This is a genomic window from Streptomyces sp. WM6386 (assembly GCF_000972385.1).
Taxonomy (GTDB): Bacteria; Actinomycetota; Actinomycetes; order Streptomycetales; family Streptomycetaceae; genus Streptomyces.
In genome coordinates this window covers 1-481 of record NZ_JXTE01000463.1, presented here as the reverse complement: position 1 = coordinate 481, position 481 = coordinate 1, and the positions used below count along the sequence as shown (strand labels likewise).

Annotated in this window: 1 pseudogene; it reads left to right on the top strand. The window is 73.4% G+C overall.

The features are described 5' to 3' along the window. Positions 1–481, top strand: a pseudogene (locus tag TN53_RS42260) (PucR family transcriptional regulator); the annotation flags it as partial.

Below are 481 nucleotides of genomic sequence, written 5' to 3'. Positions count from 1 at the left end.
CCTGCCCGCCGCCGAGGTCGCCAAGTTCGCCGAGCTGACCTTCGCCTACATCGACGAGCTCTCCGCCGCGAGCGCCGCGGGCCACGCCGACGAACTGGCCGCCCGGGGCCGGGCTCAGGAGCGCCACCTGGAACACCTGGCCCGTGACCTCCTCGCCGGCGCGAGCCCGGACGTGCTGCTCGTCTCTGCTCAACGGGCCGGGTGGCAGCCTCCGGTTTCGCTGACCGCGGTCCTGCTGCCCGCCGCCCAGGCCCGGCCTGCCTACCGTGCGCTCGACCCGAGCACCCTCGTCCTGGACGATCTGCCGGACGCCTTCGGTGTGCTGCTCGTCCCCGATGCCGACCGTTCACATCTCCTACGGCGGCTGACCGACCGCACCGCCGTGGTCGGCCCGGCCCGGCCATGGACTCGTGCGTCCGCCTCGTACGAACGAGCCGTACGCGCGCGCTCCCTCTCCGCCGATATTCGCGACACGGAGGAC